The organism is Streptomyces sp. NPDC020958, assembly GCF_055562175.1.
In genome coordinates, this window is record NZ_JBVHFU010000021.1 from 99,996 (window position 1) to 117,199 (window position 17,204).

Sequence of the window (17,204 nt, forward strand, 5' to 3'; positions counted from 1 at the left end):
TCAGGAGCATGCGCCCCAAAGGGGGCGCTGGGGCCCCCGGCCGAAGGCTGGGGGGGGGGGAGGAACTGCGCGGGCGGTCACGACGAACCGTCAGGCCGCAACGCACCCGCGCCCGCCCGCCGCTACCGCTCCAGCACCCCGTTGAACCGCCGCGGCAGCCCCAGCGGGTTCTCGTCCCGAAGCTCCGCGGGCAACAGAGCCGACGGCGCACCCTGGTACGCCACCGGCCGCAGCCACCGCTCGATGGCCGTACCGCCCACGGACGTGGACGTGGACGTCGTCGCCGGGTACGGACCCCCGTGGTGCTGGGCCGGAGCCACGGCGACCCCCGTCGGCCATCCGTTGACCAGCACGCGCCCGGCCAGCGGCGTCAGCTCCGCGAGGATCTCCGCGCCGAGCCCCTGCCCCGCGGCCTCCTCGGCGGAGAGGTGGACCGTCGCCGTGAGGTTCCCCGGCAGCCGCGACAGCACCGCCGTCGCCTCGTCACGGTCCTCGTACCGCACCACCACGGTCACCGGCCCGAAGCACTCCTCCAGGAGCAGGTCGTAAGCGCCCGCGCGGGCCAGCTTGTCCGCCGCGACCGACAGGAACCCCGCGCTGACGGTGTGCTCGCCCCCCGCTCCCGGCGTCACCGGGCTCTCCACGTCGGGGAGTTCGGCGCGTTCGGCGACCCCGGAGAGGAAGTTGTCCCGCATCCGGTGGTCGAGGAGCACGCCCGCGTCGGTGTCGCTGACCGCGTCCGTGAGGGACTTGACCAGTCCGTCCCCCGCGGCACCCGACGGCACCAGCACCAGGCCGGGCTTCACGCAGAACTGTCCGACGCCCAGCGTCATCGAACCGGCGAGCCCGGCACCGATCTCGCCACCGCGCTCGGCGGCGGCGGCCTCGGTGACGAGAACCGGGTTCAGGGAGCCCAGTTCGCCGTGGAAGGGGATCGGGACCGGACGCGCCGCGGCGGCGTCGAACAGCGCCCGCCCGCCGCGGACCGAACCGGTGAAGCCGGCCGCGGCGATCAGCGGGTGCCTGATCAGCTCGAGACCGGCCTCGAAGCCGTGCACGAGACCGACCACGGCCTCCGGGACGCCGTGCTCGGCGGCGGCCCGGCGCAGCACCTTCGCGACCAGCTCGGACAGTGCCGGGTGGTCGGGGTGGGCCTTGACGACCACCGGGTTACCGGCGGCCAGCGCGCTCGCGGTGTCACCGCCGGCGACCGAGAAGGCGAAGGGGAAGTTGGAGGCCGAGTAGACGGCGACGACACCCAGCGGGACCTTGTAGCGGCGCAGGTCCGGGATGGGCGGGGTGGCGGTGGCGTCGGGGTGGTTGATGACGACGTCGAGGAAGGCGCCCTCGTCCACGATGTCCGCGAAGGCCCGCAGCTGGTAGGCGGTGCGGGCGAGTTCGCCGGTGAGCCGGACCGGGCCGAGCGCGGTCTCCGCGTCGGCGGCCTCGACCAGGCGGTCCTTGGCCGCTTCGAGTCCGGCGGCGGCCGAGCGCAGGAAGGCCGCGCGGACGGTGCGGTCGGCGAGGGAGCCGCGTACCGCGTGCGCGGCCGTGACGACGGCGTCCACCTCCTCGGCTGTGGCCTCCACCGCAACCTGTTCGCGCTGCTTCCCGGTGCGCGGGTCGACACTCCAGACTGGTGCTGCTGCCACCGCGGGTCCCTCCATGAGTTGCGTTCTGCCGCAGTATCCGGGTCATTCACCAGGGATGTTCGATATACTGAACGCTGTCTCTGATGATGAATATGCTGTTGGAGACTATATCTTCGGTTTCCCGTCCAACGAAGGGGTCAAGGGCGATGGCGGCAGGCGAGACAGGCGGCGGGGCGCAGGTCAAGTCCGCGGTGCGGACCGTGGAATTGCTCGAGTACTTCGCCGGCCGCCCCGGTATGCACTCCCTCGCGGCGGTCCAGGAGGCCGTCGGATATCCCAAGTCCAGCCTCTACATGCTGCTGCGCACCCTGGTGGAGCTGGGCTGGGTGGAGACGGACGCGACCGGCACCCGGTACGGCATCGGGGTGCGGGCGCTGCTGGTCGGCACGTCCTACATCGACGGCGACGAGGTGGTCGCGGCGGCCCGCCCGACCCTGGACCGACTCTCCGACGACACCACGGAGACCATCCACCTGGCGCGCCTGGACGGCACCAACGTGGTCTACCTGGCCACCCGCCAGTCCCAGCACTACCTGCGCCCCTTCACCCGGGTCGGCCGCCGCCTGCCCGCCCACTCCACCTCCCTCGGCAAGGCGCTGCTCGCCACCCACACCGACGAACAGGTCCGCAAGCTGCTGCCGGAGACGCTGCCCGCGCTGACCGAGCACACCCTCACCGACCGCGAGAAGCTCATCGAGGAGCTGCACCAGATCCGCGAGCAGGGCTTCTCGGTCGACCGCGAGGAGAACACGCTGGGCCTGCGCTGCTTCGGCGTGGCGATCCCCTACCGCACCCCGGCCCGCGACGCGATCAGCTGCTCGGTCCCGGTGGCCCGGCTGACCCCCGCCCACGAGCAGATGATCAAGGACGCCCTCTTCGACGCCCGGGACCGGCTGACCCTGGCGACGCGACGGCTCTGACCGGCGTCCGCATGAGCGGACGATGAGAATTCCACGGCGACGGGAACGCGCGCCCCGCTTTCGCTCGTCTGTCCGAGCGGGATGAACAAGACGATCAGGCGGGCGTCCGTCTTCACACTGCTGCTCGTGCTCGCCCTGCTGGGCAGGGCGACGTGGGTGCAGTTCTACGACGGTCAGGCCCTCGCGGACGACAAGTACAACCGGCGGAACGCGATCCAGACGTATTCGCAGCCGCTCGGGAACATCATCGTGGCCGGTGACGCGATCACCGGCTCGGCACGGACGTCGGGCAGCGACCTCGCGTACAAGCGCACCTACACGGCCGGCAAGCTGTACGCGGCGGTGACGGGATATGCCTCGCAGAGCTATGCCCCGACCCAGTTGGAGGGCATCTACCAGGACCTGCTCAACGGCACCGACAACCGGCTGAAGACGGTGATGGACACGCTCACCGGAGAACGCGCCGACCCGGGCAACGTGATCACGACGATCGACCCGGACGTCCAGAAGGCGGCCTACAGGGCGCTCGGCGACAAGAAGGGCGGGGCGGTCGCGATCGACCCGAAGACCGGCAGGATCCTGGCGGTCGTGTCCACCCCGTCGTACGACCCCGACACGCTCACCGACGCGAACACCGCCGGCGCGGCCTGGAAGTCGCTGAACGCCGACGCGGACAAACCGCTCACCAACCGGGCGCTGCGCCAGCCGCTGCCGCCGGGTTCGACGTTCAAGCTGGTGGTCGCGGCGGCCGCGCTGGAGGACGGGCTCTACAAGAACGTCGACGACAAGACGGTCAGCCCCATCCCGTACACCCTGCCGGGCACCACGACCCCGCTGAAGAACGAGAGCACCTCGGCGCCCTGTGAGAACGCCCCGATCCGGGTGGCCCTCCAGTACTCCTGCAACAACGTCTTCGGCAAGATGGCCGTCGACCTCGGCCAGGACAAGGTGCGGGCGATGGCCGAGAAGTTCGGCTTCGACGACAGCAAGCTGGACATCCCCGTACGGGCCTACGCCAGCGTCTACCCCAAGGACATGGACAAGGCCCAGACCGGCCTCTCCGGCATCGGCCAGTTCGACGTCACCGCGACGCCGCTCCAGATGGCCATGGTGTCGGCCGCCATCGCCAACGGCGGCAAGCTGGTCTCCCCGCACCTGGTCTCCCAGATCACCGACAGCGGCGGCGACGTGCTCAAGAACTACGACGACGACACGAGCACCAAGGAGATCGTCAGCTCGTCCACGGCGGAGCAGCTCCAGTCCGCGATGCAGACGGTCATCGAGCAGGGCACGGGCACGAACGCGCGGATCGCCGGGGTCACGGTGGGCGGCAAGACGGGCACCGCCCAGCACGGTGAGAACAACAGCAAGACGCCGTACGCCTGGTTCACGTCGTACGGCAGGTCGAACAGCACCGGCAAGGAGGTCGCGGTGGCGGTGATGGTCGAACAGTCCGACGCGGCGAGGTCCGAGGTCAGCGGCAACGGCCTGGCGGCGCCGGTGGCCAAGGCGATGATGCAGGCGGCGCTGAAGTAACACCCCGAGCCGGAGTGCCCCTCAAGGGGCGCGGGGCGGTAGGCCATGTGCGGCTACCGCCCCGCGGGCGCGACCAGCCACGACGAACCCGCGGCCGACCACGCACTCCCGCGCCCCGCCCCCCTACTTCACGCCCAGCACCTGCTCCACCGGGTCGATGGCGAAGTACACCAGGAACAGCGCCGACACCACCCACAACAGCCAGCTGACCTCCTTCGCCTTCCCCAGCACCGCCTTGATCACCACGTACGCCAGGAACCCGGCCCCGATGCCGTCCGTGATCGAGTAGGTGAACGGCATCGCGGCGATCGTCAGGAACGCCGGGATGGCGATCTCGTACTTGTCCCAGTCGATGTGCTTGACGTGGGTCATCATCAGGAAGCCCACGGCGATCAGCGCGGGCGCCGCCGCCTGGAGCGGCACGATGGTCAGCAGCGGGGTGAGGAAGAGGGCGAGTCCGAACAGCCCCCCGGTGACGAGGTTGGCGAACCCGGTGCGGGCGCCCTCCCCCACTCCGGCCGCCGACTCTATGTACGCCGTGTTGGAGGAGGCCGACCCGAGGCCGCCGGCCACCGCCGCCGCGCCGTCGATGAACAGCACCCGCCCGATGCCGGGCACCTGCCCCTTGTCGTCCAGCAGCCCGGCCTCCGCGCTGATGCCGACGATCGTGCCCATGGCGTCGAAGAAGTCGGACAGGATCAGGGTGAAGACCAGCAGTACGGCGGTGAGCACACCGGCCTTGGCGAAGCCGCCGAACAGGCTGAAGTGACCGATGAGCCCGAAGTCGGGCGGCGAGACGATCTTGTCGGGGACCTTCGGCGTGGTCAGGCCCCAGCTCTTGATGTCGGCGACCGAGTTGATGACGATCGCCACGACGGTCATGGTGACGATGCTGATCAGGATGGCGCCCTTCACCTTGCGGGCGACCAGCGCGATGGTCAGGAGCACGCCGGCGCAGAAGACGAGGACGGGCCATCCCGTGAGCCGGCCCACGGCGCCCAGCTGCACCGGCACGGTGGTGTCCGCGGCGTCCGGGATCCGGCTGACGAAGCCGGCGTCGACGAAGCCGATGAACGCGATGAACAGGCCGATACCGACGCCGATCGCCTGCTTCATCTGCTGCGGGATGGCGTTCATGATCGCCTCACGCAGCCCGGTCACCACGAGCACGCAGATCAGCAGGCCTTCGAGGACGACCAGGCCCATCGCGTCGGACCAGCTCATCAGGGGCGCCAGCTGGAAGGCCACCACGGCGTTGAGGCCGAGCCCGGCCGCGATGGCGAGCGGGAGGTTGCCGCCGACACCCATGATGATCGTCATCACGCAGGCCACCAGTGCGGTCGCGGTGACGAGTTGACCGGTGTCGAGGGTGTGGCCGAACTTGTCCTTGGCGCTGCCGAGGATGATGGGGTTCAGGACGAGGATGTAGGCCATCGTGAAGAACGTGGCGAAGCCGCCGCGTATCTCCCGGCCGAAGCTGGACCCCCGTTCGGAGATCCTGAAGAACCGGTCGACGCCGTTCCCGGCAGGCGGCGCGGCGTCTCTCGGCCGGTCCACCTTCTGCGTCTCGGACATGGTCGTACTCCTGAGCGTCGGTGTGCGGATGCTGGCTGGATTGTTCCCTCGTCGAACGCGTTTCAGGTTTTCCTCGTGTTACGGAATCGGACGCAGATGCACGGAACCCCCGTACCAGGCACACCGAATGATCACTGCTACGCTCCGCTTCTCGCCGGAACGTTCCTTCGGAGGTCACACGTGGGCACAGTCGTCGACGACGCCGCCTCCGTGGAGTTCCACGCCTTCTTCGAACGCCACTACGCCGAACTCTCCCGGCTGGCCCATCTGCTGACCGGCGAGGCCGACGCCGCCGACGACCTCGCGGCCGACGCGCTGCTGGCGCTGTGGCACCGCTGGGACCGGGTGCGCGCGGCCGACCACCCGGTGGCCTACGCCCGGGGCGTCGTCCTCAACCTGGCCCGCACCCGCATCCGCAGCGCCGTGCGCGAGCGGCGCCGGATCGCCCTGTTCTGGTCGCACCGCGAGGAGCGGACCGAGAACCCGGACGTCGCCGGAGTCGTGGACGTCCAGGGGGCGTTGCGCCGCCTGCCCTTTCGCAAACGCGCGTGCGTGGTCCTCCGGCACGCGTTCGACCTGTCGGAAAAGGACACCGCGCTCGCCCTGGGGATCTCGGTGGGTACGGTGAAGAGCCAGACGTCCAAGGGCATGGCCGAACTGCGGAGGCTGCTCGGCGAGCAGGGTGTTCCGCGGCGGGTGCAGGCGGCGGTGGCACCGCGCGTCGGGCAGAGCGGAGGAAGGAACCGATGAGGCGGCAGGACGTGCACGACGAGCTGCGCGCCCGGCTGCACGAGGCGGCCGAGGCGCACGAACCCGACCGTGCCCGCATCCTGGCCCGGGTCGAGCGGGGCATGGTCGCGCAGAGCCGCCCCGGCCATCGCGCCACCCTGCGGCCGGCGGCCGGCTGGATCCGGGTGATGAGCGCCACGGCCGCGGTCGCCGCGGTCCTCGGCGTCGGCGGCTACGCGGTCGCGTCGGCCGTGAAGCCCGCCCCCGCCGAGAAGACGGTCGCGGTCTCTCCGACGCCCTCCGCCTCCCCGGACGCGACGAGCCGCCCGCCCTCCCACTCGGCGGCCCCGCCGGCGCCCGCCCCGCCCTCGGCGTCCGCCCCCTCCGGGCCGGGTGCGACGCCGTCCTCCTCCCCGAAGTCCACCGCGAGTTCGTCCGCCGCGACGGGCGAGCGGGACGGCCCGCTGTGGTCGGACGGCTCGGTGGACTCGCACAGCAACGACTTCTGGGCGCAGTCCGACGTGACCCTGAGGACCACCGGCCGGCTGACGTCCCTGACGGTGCGGTTGCAGGTGGCCCAGACCGGCGGGGTGTCGAGCACCGGCGCCTGGCGCTCGCTGCCGGAGACCGACTTCGCCCTGGCGGTGGCCGAGCAGGACGGCTTCCTGGTCTACACGTGGACGCTGAAGCCGGGCCGCGAGGTCGCCGTCGGCACATGGGTGTTCGCGGGCCAGTACAACCACCGGCAGGGCGGCCGCGACGCCAGGGGCGACACGTACACGATCACCGGCGGCGACACGACCGGCAAGCAGTACGCGGTGACCGGCGGCTTCACGCCCCCCACCGGCACCGGCACCGGCACCGGCACCGGCACCGGCACCGGGGGCGACTCGTAGCGGCGACCGGAAAGGGTTGCCGACGATCCCGGTTACGACACGAAGTACGTCGGGTTCGGCAGCTTGTACGTGCGGTCCGCGTAACCGCCGTCCAGGTCCGAGTACTGGTCGCCGAGGTTGGCGACGATGTCGTACCCGAGGTCCTCCTCGATGTGCTTGCGGGTGCCGGACTTGTACTGCACCGTGGTGCAGTTCCAGGTGCCCGGGGTGGCGCAGGCGCTCAGGTAGGACGGCGGGGCGGCCTTGTCCTTGAGGAACATGTGGGCGGCATCGAGGTTGACGTCGGCGCCGATCTTCTTCAGGTTCGCGACGGCGGCGGCGCGCTGCGCCTCGCTGAGGCCGGAGTTGTAGAAGACCTCGACGCCCTTGCTCTGCGCGTACCGGACCAGTTCGGCACTGCCGAAGACGCCGGGCCGGTCGGCCTTATTGACGTAGTCGGCCCAGGTGGTGGCGTTGTACGTGTAGTTGTAGCGCTTCTCGTAGTCGAGGCTGAGCAGCAGCGTGTCGTCGATGTCGAAGACCACCGCGGGCTTCTCGCCGTGGCGGTGCGCCGTGCGCGCCGCCTTGTCGATCTGGCGCTCGACGGCCGCGTCGATGCGCGCCAGGTCCCTGGCGTACGGGCTGTCCGGGGACGCCTGGTACACGCCGTTCGCGTCGGCGGTGGTGCCGTAGTACGTGTCGATGTCCTTCACCAGGAGCCCGATGTTGTAGGGCTCGTGGGTGGAGTTCGCCGTGGACTGGCCAGCGGTGGCGGCACCGGCGCCGTAGAGGGCGCCTCCGGCGACGGCACAGGAGGCGACGACCGCCGCGATCCGAAGTGACTTATTCATGACAGGAGTTCTACGCGCGTCACCCGGGTGGGCGCGAGACCCGTTGCCCGATCGATACCTCATCGGCGGGCAAAAACCGGGTCAAGCGCCCTGGGCGGCTCAGTTCATCGTCGCGCCGATGGTCGTGCTGCCGGTGGTCAGGAAGGTCGTCGCGGGCAGCGAGCCGTCCGACCGGCGGGCGTTGTACGCCGTCGCGGCGTCCGTCGACCTGAAGGCGGGGGTGCTGACGCCGCTGTCCCAGTTGTTGCCCGCGGAGACCACGGCGGAGCCCTTGGTGACGGAGCCGCCGCCGTTGCTCACCGCGAGGTTCTTGCCGAGGCGGGCCGCGCCGGTGGCGAAGTAGTAGCCCCACTTGGAGTTGGCGTAGGCGGTGGTGCGGTTGACGGCGATCGCACCGGTGTTGGAGTTCTCGGTGAACCCGTTGCCCGCGTTGCCCCAGGCGGCCGAGTTGTTGACGACGTGCGCGACGGTGACGCCGTTGCCGCCCAGCTTGAAGCCGTTGCCGTTGCCCTCGAAGGCGGAGTCGCCCCAGCGGTTGACGCCGTTGCCGAAGGACCAGGTGTGTTCGATGGTGACCGGCGAGGAGAAGGACCAGAGGTCGATCCCGTCGTCCGAGTTGTTGTACAGCCGGGCGCCCGTGACGAGGTTGCCGGTGCCCGAGCCGAACTTGATGGCGACGCCGTCGGCGTTCTGGCCGTGCTCGGCGGCGTCGTAGTTGCCGTAGCTGTCCAGGTTCTTGACGGTGTTGTTCACGGTCCCGTCGCCGGTGAGGGTGAAGCCGGAGTCGCCGCCGTTGATGGTCTTGATGTTCGACCAGTTGGTGCCGGTGCAGGACTGGCAGACGACCGCGCTGTCCGGGGAGTTCTGGAAGGTGATGTCGGAGACGTTCCAGTAGTCCGCGGTCAGTTTGAAGATCCATGAGCCCGAGGGCAGCGACGAGCCGTCGATCTTCACCGTCTCCGAGCCGTACGCGGTGAGCGTGACGGGCGCCGACGACGTGCCGTTGACCGTGGACTGGAGGGTGGCCGTCGGGTAGTAGGTGCCGCCGCGCACCTGGATGACGGTGCCGGGGGTGGCGTTCTTGACGGCGTTGGACAGGTCGGTGGAGTTGCTGACCACGACCGTCGCCGCGTGCGCCGGGGTGGCGATCACGGCGAGTCCGAGCGACGCCGTGGTCACGGCGAGTGCGGTGAGGGTGCTGAGTCGACGCATGACGTGCGGGTCCTTTCGTCGATCAGATGGCGGGGGTCTGTCGGGGCGTCCAGTCGCCGAGGTAGCTCGCGGGGGTGTGCGACGCGGCCTCGGCGGCGGTGAGCTGGGGCCGGTTCCCGGGGACGGTGATCACCGCGCCGGGCCCGGAATTGCGGTACTCCGCGAACCGCATGGACTGCCAGGGATAGGCGTCCCGCATGTTCGTGTAGGGCGCGACGGGGTCGATCCCGGGGCCGACGAGGCTGTCCCGCACGACCAGCGAGGGCCAGGCGGTGGTCTCGTACGACGGCACCCACGGCCGCGCCAGCTTGTACGCGCCGTCCTGCGCGCCGGAGGTGAACCGGGAGCGGACGGCGAGGATGCCGTGCGGGTTGGCACGGGCGGTGGAGGGGGCGAAGACCATGCCCTTGGGGGTGAAGCCGACGTCCCGTGGCAGGGTGTGGAAGTGGCAGCGGTCGAACACCGCGGTCGCCCGCCCGAAGACGAAGTCGACGTCGCCCTCGACGTAGCAGCGCCGGAAGCACTGCCGGTCGAAGGCGTCCAGCGTGGTCGTGTCGACGAACAGGGTGTCCTGGTGGGCCAGCAGCCGGACGTTCTCGAAGAGGGTGCGGTCGCCGTAGGTGTACGCGGCCACCGCCTGGGTGCCGGTGATCTCGGGGTGGTCGGCGCGCAGCCAGTCGTTGGCCAGGGTCAGGTCCCGGACGGTCAGCCCGGACGCGGCCGACGTGAAGGTGGCCGAGCCCGCGGTGCCGTAGGTGGTCCCGTCCGGTTTCTTCGTCCCGTTGGCGTGGTCGAAGACGATGACGACGGCACACGGGTCGCGCAGGGCACCGCGGACCGTCAACTCCGCAGCCTCCGGGGGCACGTCGACGACCTCGCGATACGTCCCGGGATGTACGACGATCGTCCAGCCCGGGCCGTCCACCCTGTCGACGGCCGCCTGGACCGACTCCCCGGGACGGACGTGCAGGACCCGGCGGCCGGACGCGGACGCGGGTCGGGCGGCGGCGGTGAGCAGGCCGCCGGTGACGCCCGCAAGCAGGGTGCGCCGGCGCATCTCAGCAGTCCGCCTTCCAGGGCTCCCAGTCACCGAGGTACGTCTCGCGCGTCGCCGCCCCGGCCTCGGCGGCGGTGAGTTGGGGCCGGTTCCCGGGGACGGGGATCACGGAGCCCGGCCCGGTGTTGCGGTACTCGGCGAACCGCTGGTTCTGCCACGGATGGGTGTCCGACATGTTGGTGTAGGGAGCCGCCGCGTCGATGCCGGGGCCGAGCCAGGTCTCGCGGACGGTGAGCATCGGACGGGCGGTGGTGTCGGAACCCGGCACCCACGGTCGGGCCAGCTTGTAGGAGGCATCCGGCGCCGCACTGCTCACCCGGCTCCTGGTCACCAGGTAGCCGCGCGGGTTGGCGACCGCCGTGGAGGGCGCGAAGACGAAGCCGTACGGCGGGGCGGCCAGGTCGGTGCGGTCCAGGGTGCGGAAGTGGCAGTGCTCGTACACCGCGGTCGCCCGCCCGAAGACGAAGTCGACGTCGCCCTCGACGTGGCAGCGCGCGAAGTACTGGCGGGCGAAGGTGCCGAGCGCCGTGGAGTCGGCGTACAGGGTGTCCTGGTGGCCGAGGAAGCGGCAGTCGGTGAACGCGCTCCGGTCGCCCTGCACCTTGAGGGCGACCGCCTGGGTGCCGGTGATGTCCGGGTGGTCGGCGCGCAGCCAGTCGTTGGCGAAGGTGATCCAACGGGCGGTGAACCCGTCGGCCTGCACGGTCGTGGTGGCGGATCCGGACGTGCCGTAGGTGCCGCCGCCGGGCTTGGGGGTGCCGTTGGCGTGGTCGAAGACGATCACCACGGCACGGGGGTCCTCGGCGGCGCCGATCCAGGTGGCCTCGGTGCGGGTGGTGTCGAGGATCACCGTCTCCCGGTAGACGCCCGGGGCGAGGACCAGCGTCCGGCCGCTGCCGGTGGCGGCGGTCACGGCGGCCTGGACGGATGTGAAGTCGCCGCGCCCGTGCGGGTCGACGTACAGGGTCCCCGGGGTGCGGCGGCGCTCGGGCGACCCGTACCGCCCGAAGGGGCGGCCGGCGGCGTGCGCGGGCAGGGCGGCCAGGCCGAGCGCGGCGCCCGCCCCGGCGCTCGCGAGCAGGAAACCCCGTCTGGACAGAGGCGGGAGGGGAGGGAGGAGGGGCGTGGACATGCGGGTGCTCCTTGGCGACGGAGAGGGACTTGGGGGGGTGGCGGTACGTCCTTCGCGGTGGGAGGGGCCGGAGGAGGCCGGGGTGCTGGTGCCCCGGCCCCCTGGCGGCCGGGTCAGCGCAGTCGGCCGGCGCCCGCGCCGCAGTCGACGATGCGCGGCACGGCCCGCGCGGGGTCGATCCTCGTGCGCAGGGCGGGGGTCCAGCCGGCCCCGGACTGCAGGATCTCGCCGGGGACCTGGGCGTTGTGGACGGCGATGAGGTCCGTCAGCTCGCCGTTGACGTAGTTGTCGTCGGCGGTGAGCGGTGCCTCCTTCCACTTCTTCAGGATCGTGCCGGCGCCGACGCCGTCCGGCAGGGTGAACGCGTTGTGCTCGGCGACGAGCCGGGACTCCATGCCGATGCCGTAGCTGTAGCCGTAGCCGTCCTCGGCGACGAAGTGGTTGTCGTAGGAGTCGACCTGCCCGAACCGCACCCGGGGTGCCCGCTCCACCAGGTTGGAGAACAGGTTGTGGTGGAAGGTGACCCGGAGGTGGCCCCGGTCGACGGCGGCGGTGGCGGCGCTGTCGCTGTTGCCGATCAGGATCGTCTTGTCGTGGTCCTCGAAGACGTTCCAGGAGGCGGTGACGTAGTCGGCGCCCTTGACGATGTCCAGCTCACCGTCGTGCTGTTCGTAGATCCGCCCGAAATAGGAGGGCAGGGTGCTGTCCGGGTGGTCGCCGTCGGTGAAGGTGTCGTGGTCCATCCAGACGTGGGTCGACCCGTAGATCACCGCGCTGTCGTACTCGGAGTTCCAGTTGCCGTCGGCGGTGTCGGTCGGGTCCCACTGCGGGAAGCAGTCGAGGGGGCTCTCGAGGGCGAGGTTGCGGACGATCACGTTGTCGACGGCCTTGATCTGCAGGCTGGCGCCCTTGAAGCCGGCGTCCTTGCCGACGCCGACGATGGTGGTGTTGGCCGGGACGTAGGCCTTGACGTAGGCGTCCTGCCGGGCCTGCGAGGCGCGCCGCAGCCCCTCGGGGCTGTCGTCGGGCTCGTTGTCCAGGTTGGTGGAGTGCCCCCAGACCTGCGGTGAGTACGTGGCGAGGTAGGTGGCGAAGTCGTAGCCGGGCACGGCGAACGAGTCGCAGCTCGGCCCGTCGGCGTCGATCGTCCCCACCACTCTGACGATCTTCGGTGCGCTGCCGCCGTCGGCGAGGGCGGCCTTGAACTGGTCCCAGGTGGTGACGGTGTAGACGTGCGCGGCGTCGGCGGCGGACCCGCCGGTGGTCCCGGTCGTGGCCGAGCCCCAGCCGTCGTGCGCGGCCAGCACCTGCCGGTCGAGCACGGTCCGGTGCGGGGCGGCGGCCTGGGCGGTCCCGGTCGCGGCCAGCACGAGAGCCGTGCAGCCGGCCAGCAAACCTATGACGCGTCCATGACATATGTGTGTACGCACTGTGCGGTTCTCCTCGGCTATGCGGGTGGCCAGGTGATCCAGGAAGTCGGGATGTCCTCGTGCAGCCGGACGACGTCGTGCCGGGCCAGCACCCGGGTGCGCAGCAGCTCCTGCGCCACGAGCCGGGCCACCGCGATGGCCCCCGGCGGGTTGAAGTGCGTGTTGTCCTGCTCGGTGTCGGTCCAGTTGAAGTACGTCTTGGTCGCCTCGACGCCCAGCGACTGCCACAGGGCCAGCGACAGCGCCTCGATGTCGAGCAGCGCCACGTGCTCCCGCGCGGCCAGCGCACGCATCGCCGCCGGATAGTCGCCGTGGGTCGGTACGGCGTTGCCGTCGGCGTCGAACCTCCTGCGCTCGACCGGGGTGGCGAGCACGGGCCGGGCGCCGCGCGCCCGTGCTCCCGCCACGTACTTCAGCAGGTACTCCTGGTACGTCGTCCACGGCTCGGTGTACCGGGTGGGATCGGCGCTCTTCTCGTCGTTGTGCGCGAACTGGACGAGCAGCAGATCGTGCGGCCGGAGCGTGGCGAGGATGGCGTCGAGCCGCCCCTCGTCGACGAAGCTCTTGGAACTCCGTCCGTTCACCGCCTGGTTGGAGACGGTGATGTCGTTCCGGAGGAAGAAGGGGAGCGCCATCCCCCAGCCGGTCTCGGGAGCCGCATCGGCGTACTTCTGGGCGGCGGTGGAATCACCGGCGACGTAGAGGGTTCGAACCCTCTTGGAGGTACGACCCACGAGGGGGACTGCGGCAAGCGCGGCCGAGGTGACCTGTCTACGGGTGAGTGACAAGACCGTGCACCTTTCTGACCTCAGGGGCGCGGAGAACTGCGCGACCAGCCACGACGGACCCGCAGCTCCCCGCAACCGCTCTCAGTGATGGGCCTTCCAGTCCGCCTGGGCCTTGTTCAGCTGATCGGCCAGCGTGTCCAGGAACTCCTTCGCCGTCATCTTCCCGAGCAGCACCTTCTGGAAGTTCGGCTCGTTGTCCGCCTTGGAGATGGTGTTCCAGTCCGGCAGGTAGTAAGGCAGCTGCACGATCTTCGTACCGGCACCGTTCAGCGCCTCGGCCGCCAGCTTGGTGGGCTCGGCCTTCTGGACCCACGCGTCGGACGCCGCCTGCGTGTTCGCCGGGATCTGCCCCGCCGACTCGTTGAACTTCGAGTTCTCCTCGTGCGACAGGGCGAACTCGACGAACTTCCAGGCGGCCGCCTTGTTCTTGCTGGACTTGAAGACGCTCAGCCCGTCGACCGGGTTGGAGATCTGTACCCGCGTACCGTCGTCCTGGGTCGGGTTCGGCAGCCCCCGGAACCTGTCCGCGCCCAGCGCCTTCAGATGGTCCTGGTACGACCCGAGGTTGTGGCTCAGCATCCCGATCGTGCCGCTGTCCCACTGCGCGACCATCTTGGTGAAGTCGTTGTTGACGTCGGCGGACGGCGTGTCCTTCTTGTACAGCGCGACGTACTTCTCCAGCGCTGCCACGTTCCTCGGGTCGTCGACCGTGGTCCTGTCGCCGTTCCAGAACGAGGTGATCCCGCTCTGGCCATACGCGGCGTCGAGCGCCGGCGCGATCGACCCCTCACCGCCGCGGATCGTGAACCCGAACGCGTTCTTGCCCTTGTCGGTGAGCTTGTCGGCGGCCTGGTAGAACTTCGTCCACGTCGTCGGGGCGTCCAGGCCCGCCTTCTCGAACAGGTCGGTCCGGTACCACAGCACGCCGTTGTTGGACGAGGTCGGGATCTGGTACAGCCGGTCGCCGCCGCCCGCCGCCCGGCTGTTGTCCAGCAGCTTCTGGTTCAGCTCGCCGTTGAGCGAGCTCTTCGCCAACCGGCTGTCCAGCGGCTCCAGCGCGCCCTGCACCGCGACCTCGGCGAGCATCGCGGTGCCGACACCGCCGACGTCGGGCAGGCCGCCGCCCTGGATGGCGGTGTCGTACTTGGACTGGGCGCTCGCGGCGGGAATGCCGACGTACTTCACCTTGATGCCGGGGTTCTGCTTCTCGAAGTCGGCGATGATCTGCTTCCAGACCTCGGTGCGGACCCCGCCGTTGTTGTCCCAGAACGTGATCGTGCCCTTGCCGGAGCCCTCGTCGCCCTTGCCCCCCGCGCTGCCGCTGCCGTCGTCGCCGCAGGCGGTGGCGGTCAGCGCGAGCACGGAGCCCAGGGCGACGGCCACGGCCGCACGCCTGCTTCTGCGGATGCTGCTGTTCATCGGTCGGCTCTCTTCCTCGGGTCTCTTCTTCGGGATCCAGTGGAGATACGCGCCGCTGGGGGCGGCACCCCGGTTCGGCAAGCGCTTGCTAAGGAGATGCGTCATTGCGGCTCCCACCAAGGACGACGGTTACTGGGCGCTGATCCGGAACTGCGAGAAGGTGGCCGCCCCGGCGTGCCCCGGGCCTTCGGGGGCGGCGGCGAAGAGTCCGCGTTCGAGGGCGCGGCCGGCCAGGTCGCGGGAGTGCAGCAGCGGGAGCCCGGGGGCGCGGCCGAAGCTGGCGGCGGTGAGGTGGAAGTCGTCACCGACGCGGAGGACGTCGGGGTCGGACCAGTCGGCGTCGAGGACCGGGGTGCGGTAGGTCGTCGTCACCGGGTCACCGCCTTGCGGGCCAGGGTCGCGGCCTCGTCGCGAGTGAGCCGGCCGTCGGCGACGACGGTGACGATCCGGCGTACGACGGTCTCGCCGGGCGGAATCGGCAGCCGCTCGGTGTGCGCCGGCGAGGAGGGCCCAGCGGGACTCCGCCACGAAGCCGTCGGGGTCGCGGAGCTGGAAGGCCACGTGGCGCTGGGTGCCGTGGTTGTCCAGCTCGGTCGGCCCCCGGCCGCGGACGTAGGTCCGGCCGCCCCAGACGTTGTGCCCCTCGACGTCGGGAACGGCGACACCGACGCCGAGGTGGTGGAGGTGGTCGGCGGGGGCCGGTTCGGTGACCGCCGTGCCGGCCAGGGTGGTGACGGGGTGCAGGTAGGGGCGCGGGGAGAGCCGGGCCGGGAGCCCGGGGTGGCTGACGTAGCAGCCGACCCGGCGGCCGGCGGCCTTCAGCAGCAGGGCGGCGTCCGTCATGTGCTCACCTCTTTCGGCGGGGCCCAGGGGGCGCTCAGCTCGGAGTAGAGGGCGAGGGTCTCGGCGCTGGCCGCGACCAGCCGGTCGATGCCGGTCACCACCCGGCGGTCCTCGTCGGGGAGGTGGCGCCAGGCGTCGGCGGGCAGCGCGGCCGGGTCGTCGGCCAGCCGGATCGCCTCCACGACCTTCATGAAGGCGCCCGTCGCGTCCGGCTCCACCAGCAGATCGGCGCCCGTGGTGAGGTGGTCGACGAGGTTCTCCAGCAGGTCCGTGGTGCCGTACTCGATCTCCTGCGGACCGTGGCCGGCCCGCTGTACGAGCACCCGGTCCAGCTTGTACCAGAAGGTGATCCGGCCGCGGTCGCCGTGCACCAGGACGTACGGGTCCCCGGGCTCCTCGGCGCAGAGCGTGGCGGCGACGGTGACCGGGCCGCGCGGGGTGGTGACGCGCACGCACGAGGTGTCGTCGGACTCGATGTCGTTGGCGCGCAGCAGTTCGGTCTCGATGCCGGTGACGTCCTCGGCGCGGGTGGTGCCGAGCAGCGCGAGTCCGGTGGCGACGGCGTGCGCGAGGGGGTTGGTGAGGACCCCGTCGACCACGTCCACGCCGTTCAGCCGCCGCTTGCCGGACCAGGCCGCGCGCCGGTAGTAGGACTCGGCGCGGGCCCAGGCGCCCGCCCCGCCCACCCCGGTCACCGTGCCGATCGCGCCCTCCTCGATCAGCCGGCGGATCGCGGGCACGGCGCCCGAGCCCAGCGACTGGAAGCCGATCTGGCAGGCCACGCCCGCCTTGGCGACGCCGTCGGCCATCCGCCGGAACTCGGCGTACGACGGTGCCGGCGGCTTCTCCAGGAGCACGTGCACGCCCCGCTCGGCCGCCGTCAGGGCCAGGTCGGTGTGGGTGGGGATGGGGGTGCAGATCACGGCGACGCGGGCGCCGGTCTCGTCCAGCAGCGCGCCGAAGTCACCGGACTGGAGCGGCTGCCCGAGTCCCTCCGGCAGCTCGTCGGCGCCCAGCGGGGTCAGCTCGCAGATGCCCACGAGCCGTACGAGCCCCTTCTCCTGGAGCCGGCGGATGTTCTCCAGGTGCCAGCGGCCGTGGCCGCGCGCGCCCGCCAGAACGATGTCTACGGTCATGGGGTCCTCCCTGCGTTGTCGATCTTTGCGAGCAGGGTAAGCGTTTGTC

General features: G+C 70.8%; 15 protein-coding genes. 4 read left to right on the forward strand and 11 right to left on the reverse strand.

The features are described 5' to 3' along the window. Positions 1 to 122: 122 nt before the first annotated feature. The gene (locus tag ACZ3KP_RS37380) at positions 123 to 1,652 is read right to left on the reverse strand and encodes an aldehyde dehydrogenase (NADP(+)) (RefSeq protein WP_467505166.1); all 1,530 of its coding nucleotides are present in this window, start codon (positions 1,650 to 1,652) and stop codon (positions 123 to 125) included. Positions 1,653 to 1,798: 146 nt separating this feature from the next. Here ACZ3KP_RS37380 and ACZ3KP_RS37385 point away from each other — a divergent pair, with 146 nt between their 5' ends. Both ACZ3KP_RS37385 and ACZ3KP_RS37390 read left to right on the forward strand, forming a co-directional pair. After that, the gene (locus ACZ3KP_RS37385; protein ID WP_132886054.1) at positions 1,799 to 2,572 is read left to right on the forward strand and encodes an IclR family transcriptional regulator; all 774 of its coding nucleotides are present in this window, start codon (positions 1,799 to 1,801) and stop codon (positions 2,570 to 2,572) included. 81 nt (positions 2,573 to 2,653) lie between these two features. Then, positions 2,654 to 4,108, forward strand: a complete 1,455-nt coding sequence (locus ACZ3KP_RS37390) for a peptidoglycan D,D-transpeptidase FtsI family protein (RefSeq protein ID WP_467505168.1) — start codon at positions 2,654 to 2,656, stop codon at positions 4,106 to 4,108. Positions 4,109 to 4,231: 123 nt separating this feature from the next. Here ACZ3KP_RS37390 and ACZ3KP_RS37395 read toward each other — a convergent pair whose 3' ends face one another. Next, positions 4,232 to 5,683, reverse strand: a complete 1,452-nt coding sequence (locus ACZ3KP_RS37395; RefSeq protein WP_467505170.1) for an NCS2 family permease — start codon at positions 5,681 to 5,683, stop codon at positions 4,232 to 4,234. Between the two features lie 180 nt (positions 5,684 to 5,863). On the opposite strand from ACZ3KP_RS37395, the gene ACZ3KP_RS37400 reads away from it, so the two are divergent. Next, the gene (locus ACZ3KP_RS37400) at positions 5,864 to 6,433 is read left to right on the forward strand and encodes a SigE family RNA polymerase sigma factor (RefSeq protein ID WP_467505172.1); all 570 of its coding nucleotides are present in this window, start codon (positions 5,864 to 5,866) and stop codon (positions 6,431 to 6,433) included. Next, entirely contained in the window at positions 6,430 to 7,308 is an 879-nt protein-coding gene (locus tag ACZ3KP_RS37405; protein ID WP_467505174.1) for a hypothetical protein, read from the forward strand. The genes ACZ3KP_RS37400 and ACZ3KP_RS37405 overlap by 4 nt, the downstream gene beginning before the upstream one ends. Positions 7,309 to 7,340: 32 nt before the next feature. On the opposite strand, the gene ACZ3KP_RS37410 is transcribed toward ACZ3KP_RS37405, so the two are convergent. From ACZ3KP_RS37410 to ACZ3KP_RS37450, 9 genes are all read right to left on the reverse strand, one after another. After that, positions 7,341 to 8,138 carry an HAD family acid phosphatase gene (locus tag ACZ3KP_RS37410; RefSeq protein ID WP_467505176.1) on the reverse strand — a complete coding sequence of 266 codons (798 nt, stop codon included), beginning with the start codon at positions 8,136 to 8,138 and terminating at the stop codon, positions 7,341 to 7,343. Between the two features lie 99 nt (positions 8,139 to 8,237). Then, a complete protein-coding gene (locus ACZ3KP_RS37415; RefSeq protein ID WP_467505178.1) occupies positions 8,238 to 9,350 on the reverse strand; it encodes a right-handed parallel beta-helix repeat-containing protein in 1,113 nt (370 codons plus the stop codon). A 22-nt stretch (positions 9,351 to 9,372) separates the two neighbouring features. Next, positions 9,373 to 10,407, reverse strand: a complete 1,035-nt coding sequence (locus ACZ3KP_RS37420; RefSeq protein ID WP_467505180.1) for a pectinesterase family protein — start codon at positions 10,405 to 10,407, stop codon at positions 9,373 to 9,375. Position 10,408: 1 nt separating this feature from the next. Next, complete coding sequence (locus ACZ3KP_RS37425) at positions 10,409 to 11,539, reverse strand: pectinesterase family protein (protein ID WP_467505182.1); 1,131 nt, start codon at positions 11,537 to 11,539, stop codon at positions 10,409 to 10,411. A 113-nt stretch (positions 11,540 to 11,652) separates the two neighbouring features. Continuing rightward, entirely contained in the window at positions 11,653 to 12,969 is a 1,317-nt protein-coding gene (locus ACZ3KP_RS37430) for a pectate lyase family protein (RefSeq protein WP_467505184.1), read from the reverse strand. A 17-nt stretch (positions 12,970 to 12,986) separates the two neighbouring features. Continuing rightward, on the reverse strand, positions 12,987 to 13,757 hold the full coding sequence (locus ACZ3KP_RS37435; RefSeq protein WP_467505186.1) for a rhamnogalacturonan acetylesterase: 771 nt from the start codon (positions 13,755 to 13,757) through the stop codon (positions 12,987 to 12,989). An 81-nt stretch (positions 13,758 to 13,838) separates the two neighbouring features. Next, positions 13,839 to 15,176, reverse strand: a complete 1,338-nt coding sequence (locus ACZ3KP_RS37440) for an ABC transporter substrate-binding protein (RefSeq protein WP_467505188.1) — start codon at positions 15,174 to 15,176, stop codon at positions 13,839 to 13,841. A 129-nt stretch (positions 15,177 to 15,305) separates the two neighbouring features. Further along, positions 15,306 to 16,019, reverse strand: a complete 714-nt coding sequence (locus ACZ3KP_RS37445; protein ID WP_467505189.1) for a DUF6807 family protein — start codon at positions 16,017 to 16,019, stop codon at positions 15,306 to 15,308. Further along, a complete protein-coding gene (locus ACZ3KP_RS37450) occupies positions 16,016 to 17,155 on the reverse strand; it encodes a Gfo/Idh/MocA family protein (protein ID WP_467505190.1) in 1,140 nt (379 codons plus the stop codon). Before ACZ3KP_RS37450 ends, ACZ3KP_RS37445 begins: the two co-directional genes overlap by 4 nt. Positions 17,156 to 17,204: the final 49 nt, after the last annotated feature.

Coding starts and splice junctions, on each gene's coding strand:
- ACZ3KP_RS37385 (WP_132886054.1), top strand. CDS start 1,799: ATGGCGGCAGGCGAGACAGGCGGCGGGGCGCAGGTCAAGTCCGCGGTG.
- ACZ3KP_RS37390 (WP_467505168.1), top strand. CDS start 2,654: ATGAACAAGACGATCAGGCGGGCGTCCGTCTTCACACTGCTGCTCGTG.
- ACZ3KP_RS37395 (WP_467505170.1), bottom strand. CDS start 5,683: ATGTCCGAGACGCAGAAGGTGGACCGGCCGAGAGACGCCGCGCCGCCT.
- ACZ3KP_RS37405 (WP_467505174.1), top strand. CDS start 6,430: ATGAGGCGGCAGGACGTGCACGACGAGCTGCGCGCCCGGCTGCACGAG.
- ACZ3KP_RS37410 (WP_467505176.1), bottom strand. CDS start 8,138: ATGAATAAGTCACTTCGGATCGCGGCGGTCGTCGCCTCCTGTGCCGTC.
- ACZ3KP_RS37415 (WP_467505178.1), bottom strand. CDS start 9,350: ATGCGTCGACTCAGCACCCTCACCGCACTCGCCGTGACCACGGCGTCG.
- ACZ3KP_RS37420 (WP_467505180.1), bottom strand. CDS start 10,407: ATGCGCCGGCGCACCCTGCTTGCGGGCGTCACCGGCGGCCTGCTCACC.
- ACZ3KP_RS37425 (WP_467505182.1), bottom strand. CDS start 11,539: ATGTCCACGCCCCTCCTCCCTCCCCTCCCGCCTCTGTCCAGACGGGGT.
- ACZ3KP_RS37440 (WP_467505188.1), bottom strand. CDS start 15,176: ATGAACAGCAGCATCCGCAGAAGCAGGCGTGCGGCCGTGGCCGTCGCC.
- ACZ3KP_RS37445 (WP_467505189.1), bottom strand. CDS start 16,019: ATGACGGACGCCGCCCTGCTGCTGAAGGCCGCCGGCCGCCGGGTCGGC.
- ACZ3KP_RS37450 (WP_467505190.1), bottom strand. CDS start 17,155: ATGACCGTAGACATCGTTCTGGCGGGCGCGCGCGGCCACGGCCGCTGG.